The following is an 18,539-nucleotide window of genomic DNA, read 5'->3' as shown; positions in this document are numbered from 1 at the left end:
CCGGCTCAGGACGCCAGCCACGTTTCTCTTGGTGGAAAAGGGGTATGGCTAAACCATCTGAAACTTAATGATGAAAGGAGGAATAAAAATGGCAAAGCACGCTTCGCGTGAAGGGTTGACCGTGGTCATTACCGGGGCATCGAGCGGCTTTGGAAAAGGGGTGGCACAGAAACTGTCGGAAGAAGGGGCCAACGTCGTGCTGGCAGCCCGCCGGACCGCGCTGATTGAAGAACTGGCCAGGCAATGCGGTCCGAATGCGGTAGCCGTCACCACCGATATTAGCGAGGAAAGCGATATGCAGCACCTGATGGACACGGCTTTGTCCCGGTTCGGGCAGGTCGATGTCTGGTTCAATAACGCTGGCCTCGGCATTCTCGGGTCTTTTACGGATACGCCGTTGAAAGATCTGAACCGGCTGGTCGACATCAATATGGTTGGAACGATGTACGGGACTCACTTGGCGCTCCGGCAATTTAAAAAACAGGGGCACGGGACGCTCATCAATATGTCGTCCTTTGTCAGCAAAGTGCCGCTGCCGTTCGGGGCGGCGTATACCGCCACAAAATTCGGCATCACCGGGATGACGGGTGGCCTATATGAAGAGATGAAGCTGGGTGGGCACCGTGACATCCACGTCTGCACCGTGCATCCCTGGGTGACGGACACCCCGTGGGTGGAACATCTCGCCAATTACAGCGGCCATGAAATCGTACTTGGTCCCGTGGACGCACCGGAAAAAGTCATCGGCGTCATCATCGGCCTGATCGACCGGCCGAAAGCGGATGTCGATGTCGGTTTTAAATCGAAAGCGGCGGTGGCTTCTTTTGAAGGGATGCCGCAGGTGGTGGAATACTTGAATGGGCGGTCGCTGCTCGGGATGCTGCGGTCTGCGCCGGAAGCGGCGAATTCGGCAGGAAGCCTTCACCAGCCGAAAGACGAAGGCACGGAAGTTTCAGGGGAAATGCGCAATCGGCTGAAAAAGAAACTTACAGGAGACAAGTAAGCAGAAAAAATCTAAAAGAACGGGAAGGAAACAGCATGCCAAATGAACGCTTTCGCGAAGGCTTGACGGTTGTAGTCACCGGCGCATCCAGCGGCATCGGAAAAGGGGTGGCCAAGCAGTTGGCGAGTGAAGGGGCAAACGTCGTGCTCGCTGCACGCAGAACCACTGAAATTGAGAAGCTGGCAGAGGAATGCGGACCTCATGCAACGGCCGTAACCGCTGATATTACGAAAGAAGAAGACATCGCCCGGCTGCTTGAGACAGCGGTCTCTGCACATGGGAAAGTCGATGTCTGGATCAACAATGCCGGAACCGGAACGTATGGCCCGTTTACGGATACGCCGCTGAAAGACCTGAACCGCACGGTGGAAGTCAATTTCCTCGGAACGCTTTACGGCTGCCATTACGCCCTGAACCAATTCAAAAAACAAAAACACGGCACGCTGATCAATGTGGCTTCTTTTGCCAGCAAAGTGCCCCTTGCGTTCGGCGCAGCCTATACTGCAAGCAAATACGGCGTATCCGGCCTCACCAATGGCCTGCACCAGGAATTGAGTCTGGAAGACTATAAGGACATTCATGTCTGCTCTGTTGACCCGTGGGTGACGGATACGCCTTGGACGGCACATGCCGGCAATTACAGCGGCCATGAAATTGTCATCGGACCGGCGGACGATCCGCAGCAAGTGGTGGAAGCCATCCTTAGCCAAATCGACAATCCGGAACAGAATCTGGAAGTCGGTGCCAAAGTGAAAGGAACCGCAGCGTTAAGCAATGTCTTGCCGAAGACGACACGTTCGCTGAACAGCCGGCAGTTCCAGGAAATGCTCGAAGCTGCGCCGCCATCGCCTGCGACTTCAGGCAACCTGTTTGAGCCGCGTTCGGAAGGGACCGGGGTATCAGGTGATTTGCGTGAACGCTTTGAAAAGAAAAAGGCCGGTGAAAAATAGCTGAAGGACAGGAGGAATTCATGATGGCTAAAAAAACGTCCCGCGAAGGGATGACCGTTGTCATTACGGGAGCGTCAAGCGGATTTGGGAAAGGCGTCGCCCGGCAGCTTGCTGCGGAAGGGGCGAATGTCGTATTGGCTGCACGCCGCACAGCTTTGATCGAAGCGCTCGCAGAAGAACTGGGGCCGCGGGCAATCGCGGTGACGACCGATGTCAGCAAGGAAGAGGAAGTCGCGCATTTGTTTGAAGAGACGCTCTCGGCGTTCGGCAAAATCGACGTGTGGATCAACAATGCCGGCATCGGGGCCATCGGGCCGTTCACCGATATTCCGACAAATGATTTGAAGCGCGTCATTGAAGTCAATGTCAAAGGAGTCATCAACGGCAGCCATTTCGCGCTGCGCCATTTCAAGGAAACGAAAAAAGGCATCCTCATTAATCTTGGTTCGGTCACGAGCGAAATCGCATTCCCGTATTATGCCGGCTACAGCTCGTCAAAACATGCCGTTGCCGGGCTGGGTGCCGCGCTGAATGAAGAAATGCGGCTCGAAGGCTATGAGGATATCCATGTCTGTACGGTCATGCCGTGGGCGACCGACACGCCCTGGTTTATCCACACCGGCAATTACACCGGGCACGCCGCTGAAATGAAGCCGATGGACGATCCGCAAATTGTCATCGACGCCATTATTGGATTGATCGACAAGCCGCAGGAATCTGTGGCAGTGGGTGCCAAATCGAAAGCCTCGGTCCTGTCGAGCCATTTGATGCCGGGCACGACGGAATCAGCCAATGCCAAGTTCGTCCAAAAAGTCATTCAAGACGCGCCGCCGATGGAGCCGAATCCCGGTTCGCTGTATGAACCGATGGAAGCGGGAAGCGAAGTGGAAGGCGGATTGCGCGAACGGATGAAACGGGAAAAACGCTCGTAAAAGGCAAGCAGAAATTTGCCGGTGAATAGCTGCAAGTTAAATCAGCCGCTCTAAATGCGGCTGATTTTTTATTTATGCATAAAAGGCTTGATTTGTGAAAGAACGGTCTGTATTATATAAAACGTAATGATTACGATTTAAGAAACATGTAAAAACGGAAGGGTGGAAACAGGCATATGGAAGGCAAAATCCCGGTGACGGTTTTGAGCGGCTACTTGGGTTCGGGGAAAACGACATTATTGAACCACATCTTGCAGAACAGCGAAAATCTGAAAGTGGCGGTCATTGTGAACGACATGAGCGAAGTGAATATTGACGCTTCTTTGGTAAAGCAGAAGAACTTTTTAAAGACTGAAGAAAAATTGGTGGAACTGCAAAACGGCTGCATTTGCTGCACGCTTCGGGAAGATCTGATTTTAGAAGTGGAAAAACTCGCGAAGAGCGGAGATATTGACTATATCGTTATCGAATCTTCCGGAATCAGTGAACCGGTTCCGGTAGCCCAGACATTTACCTACATAGATGAAATTTTGAATGTGGATTTGCTGAAGCTCTGCCGGCTGGACACGATGGTCACGGTGGTGGACGGCAACGCCTTCTGGCAGGATTTTGCATCGGGAGAAACGCTGGTGGACCGGAAACAGCAGGCGGATGTAGCCGACGAACGGGAAATTGCTGATTTGCTGATTGACCAAATCGAGTTTGCCGATGTTCTTGTTTTGAACAAAACCGATTTACTGCCGGAAAAAAAGCGCCTGGAATTGAAAAGAGCCCTTCGCGCCCTGAATCCGGAAGCCCGGATCCTTGAAGCGGCTTATTCGCAAGTCGCAGTAGGTGAAGTCATGAACACCGGCCGCTTTGATTTTGAAAAGTCGAGCCAAAGCGCCGGCTGGATTAAGGAGTTGAATGGCGAACACATTCCCGAAAGCGAGGAATTTGGCATTTCTTCTTTTGTTTACCGCAGCCAAAAGCCGTTCCATCCGGAGCGCCTGGAAAAGTGGATGCTCGACTGGCCGGTGGAAGTGATTCGGGCGAAAGGTTTCTTATGGCTGGCAACCCGCAACGAGACGGCCATCCTGTTATCCCAGGCCGGACCGTCTTTAAGTATCGAAAGGGCGGGGACCTGGGAATCGGAAGAAGGCAGTAAAATGACAGAGCTTGTATTGATCGGAATCGATATCGATCCAAGCGCACTTGCCGAACAGCTGGACGGCTGCTTGCTGACTGCTGAAGAGCTCGCATCGGATTGGAAATTATTAAAGGATCCGCTGCCTGCATGTTAATGCTTGGAGCAAAAAACAATTTACCGAGGAGGAGAAAAAATTGAGAGTTAACATCATTTTAGCGTGCACCGAAACTGGAGACCGGAATTACACGACCACAAAAAACAAACGGAACAATCCCGAACGGATTGAGTTAAAGAAATACAGTCCCCGGCTTAGAAAAATGACGCTGCACCGGGAAACGAAATAAAACTTAAATTAATCACAGTGAATATTTTTAAGAGGAGCAAAAGATGGCTAAAAAATCGAAAATAGCAAAAGACCAAAAACAAAGAAAAATGGCAGCGCAATTTGCAGAGCGCCGGAAAGAGTTGAAGGAAAGCGGCGATTACGCTGCACTGGCAAAACTGCCGAAAGATTCAAACCCGATCCGTTTGCAAAACCGTTGTTCGCAGACCGGGCGGCCGAGAGCTTATTTACGGAAATTCGGGATGTCGCGCATCGCTTTCCGGAACCTCGCGCATCAAGGACAGATTCCTGGAGTGAAAAAAGCGAGCTGGTAACGTGCTAAAACATCAACTGAAGTCCTAAAGGCAGGCAATTTTCAAAATAGGCAATTCAACATAAAGAAGGCAGTTGGATTCAATTCGCAACTGCCTTTTTTGCTATGTCAACTTGTATAAGTTACCGCACCTTTTTGTTCATTTTTGGCGTCAGTGTATAGTAGGATTGATATAAGTCCATGCATTTCTCCTTTTAATGGTATGATGGAACTTACTGTTTAGAAGCAAAAGGGCTTATTTTGGAATTTACAAAGGGGTGTTTTTTTATGGTGGATACAGATATTTTAAAACGCAATAACGTCCGGTTGTTCGGACAAGGGCAGCAAATGCTGGTCTTTGGGCACGGCTTCGGCTGCGACCAATATGTTTGGAGTGACATTGCACCGGCTTTCGAAGAAAAGTACCGGGTGGTGCTGTTCGATTACGTGGGAGCAGGGAAAAGCGATAAATCGGCTTACACCACTGAACGATACGGAACCTTGCATGGATACAAGCAGGATTTGTTCGATTTATGCGATGCGCTGAATTTGGAAAACATTGTGTTTGTCGGCCATTCGGTCAGCAGCATGATCGGCATGCTCGCTTCCATTGAACGGCCGGGCTTGATCGATAAGATGATCATGATTGCGCCTTCTCCTTATTATTTAAACGAACCGGATTATCACGGCGGCTTTGAAAAATCCGATATTGATGAACTGCTTGATATGATGGAAATCAATTATAAAGAATGGGCAAAATACTTGGCGCCAGTCGTCATGCAAAACGAAGACCGTCCGCATCTGGCAACAGATTTTGAGGAAATCCTGTGTTCCAACGATCCCGTGATTGCCCGCCAGTTCGCGGAAGTGACATTTACGTCAGACGTCCGCTCTGAGCTTTCGAAAGTCTCGGTTCCTACACTGATCCTTCAGACGCGCTTCGACGCCATCGCGCCGCCGGAAGTGGGACGGTATGTCCACAAGAACATTAAAGGAAGCCAGTTGCGGGTAATGAATGCGGCAGGGCACAATCCGCATATCAGCGATTCGGAAGAAACGGTAAGGATGATCAAGGAATACTTGGAAAACTAGGAAGGGGATCCGGGGATGGATGAGCAATTGAACTTGGCGCCATTTTGCTATTTGGTGATTGATGAAAATTACAAGATTATCGAAATGAACGCGGCCATGCGCGAATTGGCCGGTGCAGAAGAGCGCGTGCCCGGCAATGTCCACAACCTGCTGACTGTCGCCTCCCGTGTCTATTTCCAAACGTACTTTATGCCTTCCATGGCGTTGCATGGAAGAGTTGATGAAATGTTTTTGACCTTAAAAGGTGCGGCTGGACCGGTTCCGGTGCTGATGAACACAGTCAAACGGAACGGCCTTTACGAATGTGCCTTGATTCCGATGACGATCCGCGGGGAATACGAAAAGGAATTACTGCTGGCCAAGCGCAATGCGGAAAAAATCAACCGGGAAGCGGCAGAAGCCTATACCAAGCTGCAGAACTTGCTGGCCGAAGTGGAGCAGAAGCAACGGGAGCTGGAAGAATTGAACGCCAACCTGCAGCAAATGACGACCACCGATCCGCTGACCGGCTTGAAAAACCGGCGTTATCTGGAAGAGGCTTTGTCAGAAATGGCAGGGCAGGCAGAAGCCGGCCAGCCTTTGGCGCTTCTCATCATTGACATCGACTTTTTCAAACGCGTCAATGATACATATGGCCATCAGATGGGAGATGCCGTGCTGCAGGAATTGTCCTGGAAGCTGCTGCATGAAGCAAACGGCCGCGGCATTGCTGCCCGTATGGGCGGGGAGGAATTTGTCATTCTTTTGCCGGATTCGGCCAGATCGAAAGCCCAGGCGTTTGCTGAAGAGCTCCGCGGGAAAATTGAGCAGGGCGAGTGGGTCCATATACCGGTCACAGTCAGTATCGGTGTGGCCATTTTTGAACCCGGCGATAATGCGGATTCTTTGTTTGCCCGCGCGGATGAAGCGTTATATGCTTCAAAAAATGCAGGCAGGAACCGGGTTACAGTAGCGTGAGAGTTAACAGAACATTTTTCAAAACCAGGCCTTTCCAGTGTTTTTTCACTGTAAAGGCTTTTTTTCTGCAGGAAGGGCTGAAATCCCGTGGAAATATATTTGAAGAAAGGTATCCGTAGCGTTTCGAGGCAGTTATAATAAATTAACAAATCTTACGAATAATGCTTATGGAGGTCAGGATGGATAAAGAATTCAGGTTGCTTGGAGAGCGTGTGGAAGAAGACCAGCGTTTGATAGCCGAACTTATACAAGAAGAAACCTTAAAAAATGCCACCAATGAAGAAATGGGATCATACAAAGAATTTCTGGAAGCTGTCTCTCAGTTCCGAATGGACTTTGTGGCGCTTTTGGCAAAATCGATACAAAATTACACCGATTCCGAAACGGTTTTTAAGGAAATTTCCACCTGGGGGGAAGCTACGGGAAATTATTTCCTGAAAGAAGGCGTGTCGCTGGATAGTGCTTTGGCGGAAACGCATTTGTACCGCAAGCATATCGGCAAGGTCATTAAAACAGAAGCCCTGTATAGAAAGATGCCGCTGGAAATCCTGTTTGAAGTGATGGAGTTTTTCCATTCTCTGCTGGACCATGCGGCCCATTCCTACAGTTCAACGTATATCAACAGTTATCAAAAGAACTTGGCAGTGGCCCGGAAAGAATTTCTGGAGTTGTCATCGCCGGTTGTCCCGGTAAATGACCAAATTGCTATCTTGCCAATAGTCGGGGCTATTGAAGTGGACCGCGCCCAGCACATTCTCGAAAAAACCTTGCTTGCTGTTGGCCGTCTGCAGGTTTCCGTTCTCATCATCGACCTGTCGGGTGTCGTAAAAGTCGATTCGATGGTTGCCGAGCAGATTATCAAGCTGACGCAATCCTTGAACCTGATCGGCGTCAAAGCCGTCTTGACCGGCATCCGTCCAGAAATTGCCCAAACCATGATCCAGCTCGGAATCGACGTCAATCAGCTGGCACTGGGCGGAAGCTTGAAGCAGGCGTTCAAAAAATTGACTGAGATGAAGTAAATTAAAAACCGCTGAAGCCAATGCTTCAGCGGTTTTGCTTGTTTTCAGCCAGTGAATCCAATCAGGAATTGACTCTGCCGGACGACAATGCCTGACGTAAAGTTAGAGTTTCCTGCTCGTTCAATGGAATCATCGGCAAGCGGACGCCGCCGACTTCAACGCCTGACAGGTTCAAAGCCGTTTTCACCGGCACCGGGTTTGGTGCAGCGAACAAGGCGTTCATGACTGGCAGCAGTTTGCGGTGTGCTGCCGCAGCCGCAGCATTGTTGCCGTTTCGGAAGTTCGTGATCATGTCTTTCATTTCATTTCCGATGATGTGCGCTGCAACGGAGACGATGCCGTTGCCTCCGATCGAAAGAATCGGCAAGGTCAGGCTGTCGTCGCCGCTGTAAAGCGTAAAGGAATCGTCGGTGCGTTCGATGATTTCAGCTGCGGCATCCAGGTTGCCGCTTGCTTCTTTGATGGAGACGATGTTGTCAATTTGCGACAAACGGACAACGGTGTCTACAGACAGGTTGACGACGCTGCGCCCCGGGATGTTATACAGCATGATCGGCAGCCGTGTTGATGCGGCGATGGCCTGGAAATGCTGGAACATGCCTTCCTGTGATGGTTTATTGTAATACGGCGTCACCAGCATAATGGCATCGACGCCGACGTCTTCCGCTTGTTTGGTCAGTGAGATGGATGCACGTGTGTTGTTTGATCCGGTTCCGGCAATGATGGGAATGCGGCCTTTGGCTGTTTCCACAACGAATTTGAACAGCTGCACTTTTTCTTCCGTCGAAAGAGTCGGCGATTCACCGGTCGTGCCGGCCACTACCAGCCCGTCCGATCCGTTGGCAATCAAATGCTCCACTAAGTTTTTCGTTGCTGGAAAGTCGATTTCCCCGTTTGCATCAAATGGCGTCACCATTGCTGTAATAATTTGGCCGAAATTCATAATACCACCCTTTTCTCATTTTTTTTAGAATCAGAGGTGATGGACCAGCCGCATGGAAAATAAAAAAGCAGCAACGAGGGTCTCGTTGCTGCGTATAGAAACAATGTTCATCCATCGTTTCTGTGCGTCAGATAGCCCTCCATATAGTTTCCTATATGACAGTCCTGCATTTGTTTAATGCAGAACCAGCGGAGTCGACCATGAGTGCCTCACCGCTTCGGCAAATCCCCCTTTCCAGGAACGTCAAAGGATCTCATACTCCTCGGTTCGTGTACTGATGGTTTTTGCGCCTCTATCCTCACTCCGTGTTTACAGGAGCAAGAAAATATTGAATTAGCTAAACTTTATCAAATTCCCTTTCCAAATGCAAGGGAAGGGTGTACTATTTTTACTGAAATGGAGGGAAGCACTGTGAATGAGCAGCAACGCGATGAACAATTGAACATCCGCACCGCGAAGAGCCAAGCGGGCTTTCCGGACTCGCTGCACCACAACCGCTACGAGCCCACGCCGTATGCGCTGCTGGACATTCTGTTCAGTGAATACCGGCTGGCGCCTGAAGACCGGCTCATCGATTTTGGCTGCGGCAAAGGGCGGCTTAATTTCTATGTGCATCACCGCTTCGGTGCGGAGTCGGCCGGCGTCGAGATGGATAAAGCCTTTTACGAAGAAGCTTTGGAAAACCGGGCAAATTATGAGAAGAAGCATAAACACGCCAAAGGAAAGGTCGATTTTTGCTGCTGCCTGGCGCAGGACTATAACATTCAGCCGAAAGACAACCGGTTTTATTTCTTTAATCCGTTTTCGGTCCAGATTTTCATGTCCACCGTCAACAATATTTTAAAGTCGGTGGAAGGGGAGCCGCGTGCGGTCGAGCTGATCCTGTTTTTTCCGTCGGAGGATTACGTGGACTATCTGGAGCACCGGACGCTGTTTGAACAGACGGCGGAAATCCCGCTTCCGGGCATCGAGCGCGACTTCCGCGAACGCTTCCTGATTTACCGGCTTTCGCAAGGTGGATTAGAACGTGAGCTAAATGGGGTATAAGCTTAAGAAAAGCATATGTGCGAGGAGCGAATTTTTATGAAATGGAGAGGCAGACAAGCCAGCAGAAACGTCGAAGACCGGAGAGGTTCCGGAGGCGGCGGAGGAAGATTAGTGGCGGGCGGCGGCATCGGCGGCTTGCTTATTGTCCTGTTGTTTGCGTTTCTTGGCGGTGATCCGGGCATTCTGATGGACGGGGGCAGTACCGGTACGCAGTCAAATGAGCCTTATGTCGAAACCGAGCAGGAACAGGAATTGGCCGATTTCGTATCGGTCGTACTGGCGGATACGGAGTATGTCTGGGCAGAAGTCTTTGCGAAGCAGGGCATGGAGTATGCCGAACCGACACTGGTCCTGTTTAATGGCAGCGTCGAGTCTGCCTGCGGAACCGCGGGGGCGGCAGTCGGTCCGTTCTATTGTCCGGGCGACCAAAAGCTCTACATCGATTTAAGTTTCTATGATGAACTGCAGCAGCAATTCCAGGCGCCGGGCGATTTTGCGATGGCTTACGTCATTGCCCATGAAGTTGGGCACCACGTCCAGAACCTGCTTGGGGTGATGGAACAAGTGCAGCCCCTGCGGAACCAGCTAAGTGAAGAGGAATACAACAAACTGCAGGTCAAGCTTGAATTGCAGGCTGATTACTACGCCGGTGTCTGGGCCCACCACGCACAGGGTATGGACCTTCTCGAAGAAGGCGACCTGGAAGAAGCTTTGACGGCAGCGAGTGCGGTCGGGGATGACACCATCCAGAAACGTTCGCGCGGTTATGCGGTTCCGGAGAGTTTTACACACGGCACTTCCGAACAGCGCAAACGCTGGTTCTATAAAGGGTTTGACAGCGGAACCATCCAAGGCGGCGATACGTTCAATGCTCCGGAACTGTGACGCTTTCCTGCGAAAAAAATCGCGAAACGAAGAGCCCTGCATTGATATTTTCGGTGTTGTGATTCATTATTGAAATAGACAGTCTTTTCATGTTTCTATGGAAAGAAATCAGTTCTATGAAGGAAGAAAATTTATGCATGAAGAAAATATTACACGCATCCAGCTTGACGGCCGTGAACTGATCCTCATCGGGACAGCGCACGTATCGCGCCAAAGTGCAGAACAAGTCAAGCAGGTCATCGAAACGGAACGTCCGGATTCGGTTTGCATAGAACTTGATGCACAGCGCTATCAGTCAGTCATGGAAAACAGCAAATGGAAAGAGACCGATATTTTCAAAGTCATCAAAGAAAAGAAATCGAGCCTGCTGCTGATGAACCTGGCGATTTCCTCATTCCAGAACCGCTTGGCGGACCAGTTCGGCATCAAGCCGGGCCAGGAGATGATTCAGGGAATCGCGTCAGCCAAAGAAACAGGGGCAGAACTGGTGCTTGCCGACCGCAACATCCAAGTGACGTTCTCGCGGATTTGGAGCAATATCGGGTTTATGGGCAAAGCACAGCTATTGACCTCGGTGTTCTTCAGCATTTTCAGCAAAGAGACGATTTCCGAGGAAGACCTTGAAAAAATGAAATCGCAGGATACGCTGAATGCGGTACTGAACGATTTTACGCAATCGTTCCCGAGGCTGAAAAAACCGCTGATCGACGAACGCGACCAATACTTGGCGCAGAAAATCAAAGACGCGCCGGGCGATAAAGTAGTGGCGGTTCTTGGCGCCGCCCATGTACCGGGGATTACGAAAGAGATCCATAATGACCATGATTTAAAAGCGCTGTCCGAAGTTCCGCCGAAATCGAAATGGCCGACCATTATCGGATGGGCGCTGCCGATTCTTTTGGTTGTGCTGCTGACCATCACGTTTTACAACAATCCGGCAGCGGGCATTGACGGCACCATCAGTTGGGTTCTATGGACCGCTTCACTTGGTGCAATCGGCGCCGCGTTGGCATTTGGCCATCCGTTGGCAATTTTGACCGCTTTTGTCGGAGGGCCGGTCGGTGCGCTGCATCCCCTGCTTGCTGCCGGTTGGTTCTCAGGCCTGATGCAGGCTTATGTGAGACGCCCGAATGTCGGCGATTTTGAAACATTGTCGAAAGATGTCTTTACGCTGAAAGGCTTCTGGGACAATAAAGTCACACGGGTCCTTTTGGTGGTCGTTCTCACCAACCTGGGAACGGCAGCCGGCAATATTATCGGCGGTGCCGATGTAATCCGGCTATTCCTGAAAAACCTATAATTTCTTAAAACCAGACGCAGGGTTCGCGTCTGGTTTTTTTATTTTGGGCAGCGTTGAAAAAATGGAAAAGGGGTATAGAAAAGCAGAAAGACATTACGGTTGAGGAGGAACTGCTGATGGGCCTCTTTGTCATGGGTATTCTGCTCTGGTCGCTGGTCATTGCTTCGGTCATCCTGTTTATCTACGGTTTGTGGAAAAGTTCATGGAAAGCGCTTGTTTGGAGCGGTGCCGCCATACTGGTTCCAATGATGCTGATTTTTCTTGGTGGCCAAGGCATCTGGTTCCGGCTCAGTATTTTGGTCCCCATCGCCATCTTTGCTGCAGCGTACTACATGAAACAGAAAACGACGCATCTGCCGCTGTCTTAAAACGGGACCGGAGAAATCCGGTCTTTTTTTTTTTGCACTCAAGTGTTCAAAATAGCCATACATAGAATGAGGTTATACAATAGTTATACAAAAATCTAAAGGAAGAAGGTGTCTTATGCGTTATCTACTTGAACGGGGGAAATTGTTTTTATTTTTATTTTTCATCCTGACTGTCATCGGAGCATATGTCTTCACGACGCTGCCGCAGCGTGAAATTCCGGAAACGCCGCCGAATCTTGTGCTGGTTTCCACGATATTGCCCGGTGCAGGCCCAGAGGAAATTGAAACGTCGATCACCAATCCGATTGAAAGCGAATTGCAGAAAGTGGATGGCATTTCCACAATGCAGTCGGTTTCTTCGAATTCGGCTTCCATCATCACGATGGAAATCGAGGACGGGTTTGATGCGGCTGATTTGGTGACGGAAATGCAGCAGCAGGTCCAACGTGCTTCGTCGCAGTTTCCGGATCAGGCACAGGCGCCCACTGTCGAAAAGCTTGATTTGACCTTCCCGCTGGTGTCGTACATGTTCTACGGCGATGAAGCGGAGCTTGCGAAAATGGAAACGGCGTTCGCTGATTTGAGCGAAGAAGTGGAAGCGGTGGACGGCGTTGCAGGAACGGAAGTCAAAGGTTTGGACGGGCGCCAGATCCTGGTTGAACTCCAGACGGACAAGCTTGCCGAGAGCGGCGTGCAGCCATTTGAAGTGCTCGAATCGCTTCAGCAGGCGAACCAGCCCTTGTCGCTTGGCTCCCATGACAACGGCAATGAGCAATTGCTTCTGACTGTGCAGCAAAAAGAAGGCATCGACAAATTAAAAGCGCTGCGCGTCGGTTCTGCAGCGGTGCCTCTTGAAGATGTAGCAACCATTGAAAGCGTCAATCAAAACAAAACGGACATTGTCACGTATCAGGGCCAGCCGGCCATTTCGTATACGGTCTTTTTGAAATCGGCTCAGGACGTGCCTTCTGTGGATGAGAACGCTTCGGAAGTGATTGAAGCCTTCACCGATGCATTGCCGGCCGGAGTCGAAGCGGAACGCTACGAATCCCAGGCAGAGAATGTGAATACGATTTTCGACAGTTTGTATGAATCATTGCTGATTGCGGTATTGGCAGTCCTGATCATTACCACTGCCGGCTTGACTTTGTACGGGGCATTTGCCGTCGCGTTGACAGTTCTTGCTTCAGTCCTGATCGGCCTGATCCCGATTCCGTTCATGGGCGTCGATTTGAACCAAATTTCTGTGATCGGCCTGATTATCGCCATCGGGATTCTGGTGGATGATAGCATTGTCGTTAACGACAATATCCAGCGCCGCTACAAGCTGGGGGATTCTCCGATGGACGGCGCGATCAACGGCGTGCGGGAAGTCTATTCTTCGATCATTGCATCAAGTCTGGCCATTGTGGTGACGTTCTCGCCGCTCTTGCTGCTGTCAGGCGGCAACGGCGCATTCATCAAAGCATTGCCGAGCATTTTGATTACGACGATCATTGCATCAACGGTGCTGTCGATTACGCTTGTGCCGATGATGCAGTATTTGAAAACCAAACGCGGCGGCAAAAAGAAAATTTCAGATACGCCTGGATTCCTGGGGAAACCGCTCGAAAAAATGGCGGTCTTTTATTCAGAGAAAATTCTGCGCGGCGTGCTGAAGCGGCCCTTGCTCGTAGGAATCGGCGGTTTGGTGCTGGCGTCAGGACTGTTGTCGCTAGCTTTCTTTACGCCGTTTGAATTTTTCCCGGCCGCTGACCGCAAAGAAGTGACGATGGATGTGCGGCTTGCGGAAGGCACACCAATCGAAGAAACGAATCAGTTTCTTCAGGAACTGACAGGGAAAATGCAGGACGAAGAACCGGATATCGATGAAGTATCGATTTTTACCGGTGACGGCTTGCCGAACCTGTTTGCTTCATCAATGGACAACACCGGTCCGAATACGGGACAAGTTGCGTTCCGGATTGACCGGGAACAGACGACGGCTGCTGACTTTATCGACAAATGGCAGCCGGAACTCCGGGAACAGTATCCCGATGCGGAAATTTTCCTGAGCACGATTGTCCAGGGGCCGCCGACCGGAGCACCGGTAACCGTTACGGTAAAAGGCGCTGACTTGGCGGAATTGACGGCGCTGCGTGACGGTTTGACGGAAGACATGCTGGCTAACGGCGCAGACGTTGTGACCGATAACCTCGGGGAAGCGGTGCCGGCCACCCGGTATGTGCCGAACGATGACGCCCTGGATGAAAACCGGATTCCGCTCAGCACCGTGACAAACCAGCTTCAGCTTTTGACACAAGGCATTCCGCTGTACAGCATTTACGAAGGGCAGACGCCTTATGACGTAGTATTGAAGCAGGCGGGCATTAAAGACGGGGAAGCGATCGAACTCGCTGACTTCCAGCTGCCGGTGTTGAACGGACAAGGGCCGCCGCAGCTGGTGGGGCTTGATCAATTGCTGACGCCTGAAGAAACATCTGTCGTCGCACAGATTCCGCATCAAAATGCGGAGCGTTCCATTACATTGCGGGCGTTTGGCGAAGTGGATGATTTTGAAGGCAAGATGCTCGCAGTGGTGGACGAACAGCGCGCTGAGCTGGCAGATGGCTATGAACTGTCGACCGGCGGGGAAAACTCGGACCAGGAAGCCTTCTTTACGGAAATCGGCCTCTTGTTCCTGGTGGTCATCCTGCTTGTTTACCTGGTCATTGCTTTCCAGTTCAAATCATTCAGCCTGCCGTTCCTTGTGCTGATCGCTGTGTATCTTGGCATATCCGGCGCCATCCTTGGCCTCTTTATCACCCAGACGCCGCTCAGTTTCCTTGGCGTTATGGGAATCGTTTCCTTGACGGGGATAGTGGTGCGGAACGCAGTCGTATTGATTGATTTCGTGGAAGTCCGCAGACTATCAGGCGGCTTCGATATTAATGAAGCGATTGTCGAATCCGGCTATGCCCGCATTAAACCGATTGTGCTCACGTCTTTGACATCGATTGTGGCGCTGATCCCGGTGGCATTGTCGGGCGATCCGCTGTTTGAAGCGCTGGCCATTACCATCATTGCCGGCCTTACATTCTCCAGTATCTTCACCTTGGTCATGATTCCGGCATTGTATCTCGTATTTTACCGGATCAACCACCGCAGAAAGAAAAAAGGCCGCTCGGGCGGGGAAGAAGCTTCTTCCGTTTAATAAAATCCGATTGAAGGACTGCGGATAATAGGTGAAAAAACTGCGCACATCTGACGGGATGTGCGTTTTTTTGATGCGGCAAAGGGTAATCAGCAATATAGATAGATTTTCACTTTCAATAAGCGGAGGTGAGTGGCAATGAAAAATGAGCAGCAGTCAGTTATGGATAAAAATTTCCGGAAAGGGCCATTTTTGGCCGTATTGATGGCCGGTGTATTTGTCGCAATCCTCAATCAAACTCTGCTTGCCACTGCCTTGCCGCATATTATGGACGATTTGGATATTAACGCCAATGTGGCGCAATGGCTGACGACGGTTTTCATGCTGGTGAACGGGGTCATGATTCCGATTACTGCGTTTTTAATCGGCAAATTTTCAACGCGCCGCTTGTTTTTGGCGGCCATCGGCTTGTTTGCTGCCGGGACCATCATTTGTGCGGTTGCTCCTGGTTTTCCGCTGCTGATGGTCGGCCGCATTGTTCAAGCTTCAGGCGCCGGCATTATGATGCCCTTGACGCAAACCATCCTGTTTATCGTGTTTCCGGTTGAAAAGCGCGGGCAGGCCATGGGCTTGTTTGGCCTGGTGATTTCGTTTGCACCGGCGCTTGGCCCAACCTTATCTGGATGGATTGTGGAGCAGTATCCATGGCGTGCGCTTTTTTATATCGTAATTCCCATTGCCCTCGCTGATTTCGTGCTGGCCTATTTCCTGCTGCGCAACGTCACCAAGCAGACTTTCCCGACACTGGATCTGCCGTCAGTCATCTTTTCCACTTTCGGCTTTGGCGGTATTCTTTACGGCTTTTCAAGTGCCGGCAATTCAGGATGGGGGAGCTGGCCTGTCATCCTGTCGATTGCGGTCGGCATTGTTTCGCTAATTGTGTTTATCCGCCGCCAATCCCGGTTGAAAGAACCGCTTTTGGAATTCGGCGTGTTTTCTTACGGCATTTTCACCTTGTCGACGATATTAAGTGTCATTGTCTTTATTTCAATGATCGGCAGTGCGACCATTTTGCCGATTTATATGCAGAATATGCACGGCTTCACTGCCTTTGAATCCGGGCTGATGCTGCTGCCGGGCGCCATCATCATGGGAGCGATGAACCCCGTCGCCGGCAAGATTTTCGATGTGGCCGGCGGCAAATGGCTGGCAGTGGTTGGGCTGCTGATCGTAACGGTTTCCACGTTCCAATTTTCGGTGCTGACGACAACGACTTCCTTCACTTATTTGGCTGTCATGCATGCCATCCGGATGTTTGGGGTTTCGCTGGTGATGATGCCGGTCACCACTGCCGGGCTCAATCAGCTGCCGGAACGCCTTATCCCGCATGGCACCGCGATGAGCAATACAATGCGCCAAGTGTCCGGTTCAATCGGCACCGCGCTGCTCGTCACCATTATGACCGGTACGGCATTGGACCCGCAGCAATACGGTGCAGAAGGGCTCGTGCGCGGCGTCAATATTTCGTTTGTGGTGGTCGGTGTATTGAGCGGCATTGGCGTATTCCTGGCATTTTTCCTGAAAAAAGCAGAACCTGCCAAGAGCAGGAAATAAGGCTGTTTTTGCGGATGCCTGTTTGAATTTTCATTGCATTATAACAACTTTTACGATAAGAATTTGTCACAGGATAGCCATTTACTTCTTTTCATGGATTTGGTAAGATGTCTGACGACAGTAAACTATTTAACTGACGCACTGGCTGAAATGAAAGCGTTTCATGCTAAAAAACTAATGAGGTGAAGTTGTGAATTTATTATGGGGCATCTTTGGTGTATTCGTAGTTTTGGGAATCGCCTTTCTTTTATCGAGCAGCAAAAAGTCGATTAAGCCAAGAACTATTCTCGGCGGTTTAGCTATTCAAATTACATTTGCATTTATCGTTCTGGAATGGGAGGCAGGGAAGAAGGCACTTCTTTGGTTCTCTGGTAAGGTTCAAAATGTCATTGACTACGCTGGAGAAGGAATCGCGTTCGTATTCGGTCCAGCGGCTGATACTGCAAACTTCGGTTTCGTATTTGCCTTCCAGGTATTGACAATCATCATTTTCTTCTCGTCTTTGATTTCGGTGCTTTACTATTTGGGCATTATGCAAATTGTCATCAAAATATTAGGTGGCTTTTTATCAAAACTTCTTGGAACGAGCAAAGCGGAGTCGATTTCAGCTGCAGCGAATATTTTCGTTGGCCAGACAGAAGCACCGCTTGTTATCCGTCCGTTTATCGCAGGAATGACCAGATCTGAGTTGTTTGCTGTTATGACAGGTGGACTTGCTTCAGTGGCCGGATCTACGCTTGCAGGTTATGCGCTTTTAGGTGTACCTCTTGAATATTTATTGGCAGCCAGCTTTATGGCAGCGCCAGCCGGTCTGATCATGGCTAAAATCATGATTCCTGAAACAGAAGACGTTTCAGAAAGAGAAGACGTGGTGATGGAAAAAGACAACACCTCGGTCAACGTTGTGGACGCTGCTGCACGCGGCGCGGCTGACGGCTTGCAATTGGCTTTGAATGTCGGCGCGATGCTGCTTGCGTTCATCGCTTTGATCGCTTTGTTAAACGGTATGCTTGGCGGAATCGGCAACTGGTTCGGCGCAGAAGGCCTGACTATCCAAACCATACTCGGCTTCATCTTTGCGCCACTTGCTTGGGCAATCGGTGTGCCTTGGGCGGAAGCGGTACAAGCTGGTAGCTTTATCGGACAAAAATTGGTGCTCAACGAATTTGTTGCATACACTTCTTTTGCCCCTCAAATTGCTGACTTGTCTCCTAAGACCGTCATCGTTGTCAGCTTTGCCCTTTGTGGGTTCGCCAACTTGAGCTCATTGGCTATTTTGCTTGGCGGACTTGGTGCATTGGCGCCAAGCCGCCGTCCGGATATCGCACGTTTGGGTATCAAGGCGGTTGCGGCCGGGATGCTTGCTTCACTTCTGAGTGCGGCCATTGCCGGTATGTTCATGTAATAATAAATTCACAAGAAAAAACCTCTTTATCTTTGGATGAAGAGGTTTTTTGTTTATCGGACACTTTCCGCTGGCGGAAAGTGTCCTTCTTTTAGGAAGCGGCCGTCTGCTGCGGCCGCTTTTT

The 18,539-nt window shown here is 50.5% G+C and carries 17 protein-coding genes and 1 riboswitch; of the genes, 16 read left to right on the top strand and 1 reads right to left on the bottom strand.

Annotation, left to right across the window (positions count from 1 at the left end; translation table 11 throughout):
* Positions 1–88 precede the first annotated feature (88 nt).
* From BLQ32_RS01565 to BLQ32_RS01525, 9 genes are all read left to right on the top strand, one after another.
* Positions 89–1,003, top strand: a complete 915-nt coding sequence (locus BLQ32_RS01565) for an SDR family NAD(P)-dependent oxidoreductase (protein WP_074508826.1) — start codon at positions 89–91, stop codon at positions 1,001–1,003.
* Between the two features lie 35 nt (positions 1,004–1,038).
* On the top strand, positions 1,039–1,953 hold the full coding sequence (locus BLQ32_RS01560) for an SDR family NAD(P)-dependent oxidoreductase (RefSeq protein ID WP_074508825.1): 915 nt from the start codon (positions 1,039–1,041) through the stop codon (positions 1,951–1,953).
* A gap of 23 nt (positions 1,954–1,976) precedes the next feature.
* Positions 1,977–2,885, top strand: a complete 909-nt coding sequence (locus BLQ32_RS01555; protein ID WP_074508824.1) for an SDR family NAD(P)-dependent oxidoreductase — start codon at positions 1,977–1,979, stop codon at positions 2,883–2,885.
* A gap of 176 nt (positions 2,886–3,061) precedes the next feature.
* Entirely contained in the window at positions 3,062–4,168 is a 1,107-nt protein-coding gene (locus tag BLQ32_RS01550; RefSeq protein ID WP_074508823.1) for a GTP-binding protein, read from the top strand.
* A 40-nt stretch (positions 4,169–4,208) separates the two neighbouring features.
* A complete protein-coding gene (gene rpmG, locus BLQ32_RS01545; protein WP_036811835.1) occupies positions 4,209–4,358 on the top strand; it encodes a 50S ribosomal protein L33 in 150 nt (49 codons plus the stop codon).
* A gap of 43 nt (positions 4,359–4,401) precedes the next feature.
* Complete coding sequence (rpsN, locus tag BLQ32_RS01540; protein ID WP_074508822.1) at positions 4,402–4,671, top strand: 30S ribosomal protein S14; 270 nt, start codon at positions 4,402–4,404, stop codon at positions 4,669–4,671.
* A gap of 269 nt (positions 4,672–4,940) precedes the next feature.
* The gene (locus tag BLQ32_RS01535; RefSeq protein ID WP_139150498.1) at positions 4,941–5,741 is read left to right on the top strand and encodes an alpha/beta fold hydrolase; all 801 of its coding nucleotides are present in this window, start codon (positions 4,941–4,943) and stop codon (positions 5,739–5,741) included.
* 15 nt (positions 5,742–5,756) lie between these two features.
* The gene (locus BLQ32_RS01530; RefSeq protein ID WP_074508820.1) at positions 5,757–6,698 is read left to right on the top strand and encodes a GGDEF domain-containing protein; all 942 of its coding nucleotides are present in this window, start codon (positions 5,757–5,759) and stop codon (positions 6,696–6,698) included.
* A 179-nt stretch (positions 6,699–6,877) separates the two neighbouring features.
* Positions 6,878–7,720, top strand: a complete 843-nt coding sequence (locus BLQ32_RS01525; protein WP_175557053.1) for an STAS domain-containing protein — start codon at positions 6,878–6,880, stop codon at positions 7,718–7,720.
* Between the two features lie 61 nt (positions 7,721–7,781).
* Here BLQ32_RS01525 and dapA read toward each other — a convergent pair whose 3' ends face one another.
* A complete protein-coding gene (dapA, locus tag BLQ32_RS01520) occupies positions 7,782–8,663 on the bottom strand; it encodes a 4-hydroxy-tetrahydrodipicolinate synthase (protein ID WP_074508818.1) in 882 nt (293 codons plus the stop codon).
* Between the two features lie 124 nt (positions 8,664–8,787).
* Positions 8,788–8,966, bottom strand: a riboswitch (Lysine riboswitch).
* Positions 8,967–9,074: 108 nt separating this feature from the next.
* On the opposite strand from dapA, the gene BLQ32_RS01515 reads away from it, so the two are divergent.
* The 7 genes from BLQ32_RS01515 to BLQ32_RS01485 all read left to right on the top strand — a co-directional run bounded on the left by BLQ32_RS01515 (position 9,075) and on the right by BLQ32_RS01485 (position 18,415).
* Positions 9,075–9,710, top strand: coding sequence for a class I SAM-dependent methyltransferase (locus BLQ32_RS01515; RefSeq protein WP_074508817.1), 636 nt, complete (start codon positions 9,075–9,077; stop codon positions 9,708–9,710).
* A gap of 36 nt (positions 9,711–9,746) precedes the next feature.
* Entirely contained in the window at positions 9,747–10,595 is an 849-nt protein-coding gene (gene ypfJ, locus BLQ32_RS01510) for a KPN_02809 family neutral zinc metallopeptidase (protein ID WP_036811861.1), read from the top strand.
* A gap of 133 nt (positions 10,596–10,728) precedes the next feature.
* Entirely contained in the window at positions 10,729–11,895 is a 1,167-nt protein-coding gene (locus BLQ32_RS01505) for a TraB/GumN family protein (protein ID WP_074508816.1), read from the top strand.
* Between the two features lie 116 nt (positions 11,896–12,011).
* The gene (locus BLQ32_RS01500; protein WP_036811866.1) at positions 12,012–12,263 is read left to right on the top strand and encodes a hypothetical protein; all 252 of its coding nucleotides are present in this window, start codon (positions 12,012–12,014) and stop codon (positions 12,261–12,263) included.
* Positions 12,264–12,378: 115 nt separating this feature from the next.
* Positions 12,379–15,456, top strand: coding sequence for an efflux RND transporter permease subunit (locus BLQ32_RS01495; protein ID WP_074508815.1), 3,078 nt, complete (start codon positions 12,379–12,381; stop codon positions 15,454–15,456).
* A gap of 138 nt (positions 15,457–15,594) precedes the next feature.
* Complete coding sequence (locus tag BLQ32_RS01490; RefSeq protein ID WP_074508814.1) at positions 15,595–17,010, top strand: DHA2 family efflux MFS transporter permease subunit; 1,416 nt, start codon at positions 15,595–15,597, stop codon at positions 17,008–17,010.
* Between the two features lie 190 nt (positions 17,011–17,200).
* On the top strand, positions 17,201–18,415 hold the full coding sequence (locus BLQ32_RS01485; protein WP_074508813.1) for a NupC/NupG family nucleoside CNT transporter: 1,215 nt from the start codon (positions 17,201–17,203) through the stop codon (positions 18,413–18,415).
* Positions 18,416–18,539 lie beyond the last annotated feature (124 nt).

The organism is Planococcus glaciei (assembly GCF_900099655.1).
GTDB classification, from domain to species: domain Bacteria; phylum Bacillota; class Bacilli; order Bacillales_A; family Planococcaceae; genus Planococcus; species Planococcus glaciei.
This window is presented reverse-complemented; position numbering and strand designations above follow the sequence as displayed.

Excerpts from the sequence above, each read along its gene's own strand:
- BLQ32_RS01530 (WP_074508820.1), top strand. The coding sequence starts at position 5,757 with ATGGATGAGCAATTGAACTTGGCGCCATTTTGCTATTTGGTGATTGAT.
- BLQ32_RS01525 (WP_175557053.1), top strand. The coding sequence starts at position 6,878 with ATGGATAAAGAATTCAGGTTGCTTGGAGAGCGTGTGGAAGAAGACCAG.
- BLQ32_RS01555 (WP_074508824.1), top strand. The coding sequence starts at position 1,977 with ATGGCTAAAAAAACGTCCCGCGAAGGGATGACCGTTGTCATTACGGGA.
- BLQ32_RS01505 (WP_074508816.1), top strand. The coding sequence starts at position 10,729 with ATGCATGAAGAAAATATTACACGCATCCAGCTTGACGGCCGTGAACTG.
- dapA (WP_074508818.1), bottom strand. The coding sequence starts at position 8,663 with ATGAATTTCGGCCAAATTATTACAGCAATGGTGACGCCATTTGATGCA.
- BLQ32_RS01495 (WP_074508815.1), top strand. The coding sequence starts at position 12,379 with ATGCGTTATCTACTTGAACGGGGGAAATTGTTTTTATTTTTATTTTTC.
- ypfJ (WP_036811861.1), top strand. The coding sequence starts at position 9,747 with ATGAAATGGAGAGGCAGACAAGCCAGCAGAAACGTCGAAGACCGGAGA.
- BLQ32_RS01500 (WP_036811866.1), top strand. The coding sequence starts at position 12,012 with ATGGGCCTCTTTGTCATGGGTATTCTGCTCTGGTCGCTGGTCATTGCT.
- rpsN (WP_074508822.1), top strand. The coding sequence starts at position 4,402 with ATGGCTAAAAAATCGAAAATAGCAAAAGACCAAAAACAAAGAAAAATG.
- BLQ32_RS01550 (WP_074508823.1), top strand. The coding sequence starts at position 3,062 with ATGGAAGGCAAAATCCCGGTGACGGTTTTGAGCGGCTACTTGGGTTCG.
- BLQ32_RS01565 (WP_074508826.1), top strand. The coding sequence starts at position 89 with ATGGCAAAGCACGCTTCGCGTGAAGGGTTGACCGTGGTCATTACCGGG.
- BLQ32_RS01490 (WP_074508814.1), top strand. The coding sequence starts at position 15,595 with ATGAAAAATGAGCAGCAGTCAGTTATGGATAAAAATTTCCGGAAAGGG.
- BLQ32_RS01560 (WP_074508825.1), top strand. The coding sequence starts at position 1,039 with ATGCCAAATGAACGCTTTCGCGAAGGCTTGACGGTTGTAGTCACCGGC.